We start from the raw sequence: 2,323 nt of genomic DNA on the forward strand, positions 1-2,323 counted from the left end.
TATATCAAAGCCATTCAGGCAGCTTTAGCTGAACTCCGGTTTCTCCAACAAAAGAATCTCTTGTTAAACATTGACCCTGCGTAACTTCAGTTATAATAAAGATTTAATAAATGTACTAGAAGAAGATATATCAAGGGTATCCGATAAAGTCTTTAAATCTTTGATTAAGATAGCTGATAAGACGGATGATAGTACGTTTAAATCACAAGTGTTAACAGCCGAGGAAAAGTATAATAAATTAAAATTAGAAAAAGAAAAAGCAGAAAGAGAAGCTGAAGAAGAAAAGAGAAAGAGAAAAGAGGCAGAAGATAAAGCGGAACAAGCTGAACAAGAGAAAGAAGAAGCAAAAAAAGAAAAACAACAAGCAGAGAGAGATAAGAAAAGGGCCGAATTAGAAGCAAAGGAAAAAGAATTGCAAAGGCGAGAAGAAGAATTAAAAAGAAAAGAGGCTGAGCAAAGAACAATCGAAGCTGATAAAAAGAGAATACTAGAAGAAGAAGCCCGCATAAAAGCAGAAAAAGCTAAAGAAGTAAAGGAGAATCAAATTAGGTTTCTTCAATCGGTCAAAGCAACTGAGTATGATGATATCAGAGATTTGAACCATATAATTGGCATTAATTCGGATAACATCAGAAAGAGGGTTCTCCTCTTTAAAAGAAAATATGATAAAAAACCAGACATTTCTAAAGCAGACGTTTTGGATTTTATAAAAAGTATTAGCTTAGCGAATGACAAAATAAGAGCTATTGCAACTTTTACGACTAAAGGTAATTTTCTAAAAGCAGCAAATGACACGAATGGAGACCTTGTAAAATTTATAATTGACTATTTTGAAAACATTTATCAGTACTTATTTGATGATTTCAATGTAGAATTTATAAATCCAGAAATCGAATTTACTACGCACTTTAAACCAATTGAAATTTCAGTTGTATTAGATAATTTAGTAAGTAATTCTAGGAAGAAAAAAGCCACTAAGCTGCAAATTGAATTTATTAAAGATGATAACCATCTAATGGTCGTTTTTAGAGATTTTGGTAAGCCGCTTGATCCTACTATTGCTGATTGGCAAACGATTTTTGAAGAAGGTGTTACAACTACTAATGGTTCGGGTTTGGGACTTTCACATGTTAGTAAGATTATAAACGATATGAAAGGTAGTATTTCAGTTAATACTGCTTTCAAAGAAGGATTTGAACTTATTATAAACTTACCAAAATGAGATTAGATTACAATATTCTTTGGATTGAAGATGATCACGAATGGCTAGACACGACAAAAAAACTTTTTGAGGAAAGTGTCGATGATCTTGGATTTCGTTTAAATCCGACCTCATTTAAAGATGGAGATAAAATTGATGAGTTAGTTATACAAAACGGATTTGCTGACTTCGATCTCATATTAGTAGATTTTAATCTTCAAAACTCTCAAACTGGTAATACTATAATTGAAAAACTTCGAGAAAGCGAAATTTATACAGATGTGCTTTTTTATTCACAAGATATAGATAACGTTAGAAGTAGCGTTAAAGATTTAGGTTTAGAAGGTGTTTATACATCTGGAAGAGATGGAATTGAGGATAAATTTGAAAAAGTCGTAAAAACGACAATAAAAAAAATCAAGAAGTTAATACAATGCGTGGCCTAATAATGGCGGAAACGAGTATTCTTGATGATGAATCGTTAGATATAACTAGTTCATTTATTAAAGAAGGCACTGAGGCTTCTTCTGCAATTGCTAAATATATATTTGAGACTGTAGAGGAATCTTTAGATAAAAAATCGGCGGACTTTAAAACATACAAAGAAAAATCAGATATCGACGGTCTACTTGAAGACACTTTATTATTTAGTGCTTATGTCAGAGCAAGAGCGTTAAATAAAATTGGTAAAGTTAAGGTGATTAATGAATTGAAGAACTTTACAGAGAATTATACAACAGAAGTAATTAAAATACGTAATATTTTCGCGCATGCTAAGGAAGTAAAAGAAGGCGGTAAAACGACTCTAAAAGGATCAACTGAAGAGTTTGACTACGATAGATGTATTGAAATACGTAGATCCTTAATGAGATATTCAGATCTTTTTGAACTCGTCAAAGGGAAGTTATCTTAATGTTTAGAAGGATTAGAGTTAGATTATTAAGTCAATTTTCAATGTGATGTAGTCCGTGAATAGCAGTAACAAATAGAAAAGTATTCTATTTGTTACTGCTTCCAATATAAACGAGAGACTGCTCGCTGAACTGTGTCAAGGCTGAGGGTGAATAGAAGGGAAAAAGAAAAATCCTTATTTTCACAATCATGACGGATACAACTAACGAC

The 2,323-nt window shown here is 31.9% G+C and carries 3 protein-coding genes; all 3 read left to right on the top strand.

Features of this window, described 5'->3' with window-relative positions:
* The first annotated feature begins 70 nt into the window (after positions 1 to 70).
* From B157_RS35210 to B157_RS0112655, 3 genes are read left to right on the top strand one after another with little or no spacing between them, the layout of a single operon-like run.
* A complete protein-coding gene (locus tag B157_RS35210; RefSeq protein ID WP_020603693.1) occupies positions 71 to 1,222 on the top strand; it encodes an ATP-binding protein in 1,152 nt (383 codons plus the stop codon).
* Positions 1,219 to 1,647: a DNA-binding transcriptional response regulator gene (locus B157_RS0112650; RefSeq protein WP_020603694.1), complete on the top strand. Its 429-nt coding sequence runs from the start codon at positions 1,219 to 1,221 to the stop codon at positions 1,645 to 1,647. The genes B157_RS35210 and B157_RS0112650 overlap by 4 nt, the downstream gene beginning before the upstream one ends.
* On the top strand, positions 1,635 to 2,114 hold the full coding sequence (locus tag B157_RS0112655; protein ID WP_020603695.1) for a hypothetical protein: 480 nt from the start codon (positions 1,635 to 1,637) through the stop codon (positions 2,112 to 2,114). Before B157_RS0112650 ends, B157_RS0112655 begins: the two co-directional genes overlap by 13 nt.
* Positions 2,115 to 2,323: the final 209 nt, after the last annotated feature.

This window comes from Spirosoma spitsbergense DSM 19989 (genome assembly GCF_000374085.1).
Lineage (GTDB): Bacteria > Bacteroidota > Bacteroidia > Cytophagales > Spirosomataceae > Spirosoma > Spirosoma spitsbergense.

Excerpts from the sequence above, each read along its gene's own strand:
- B157_RS0112650 (WP_020603694.1), top strand. The coding sequence starts at position 1,219 with ATGAGATTAGATTACAATATTCTTTGGATTGAAGATGATCACGAATGG.
- B157_RS0112655 (WP_020603695.1), top strand. The coding sequence starts at position 1,635 with ATGCGTGGCCTAATAATGGCGGAAACGAGTATTCTTGATGATGAATCG.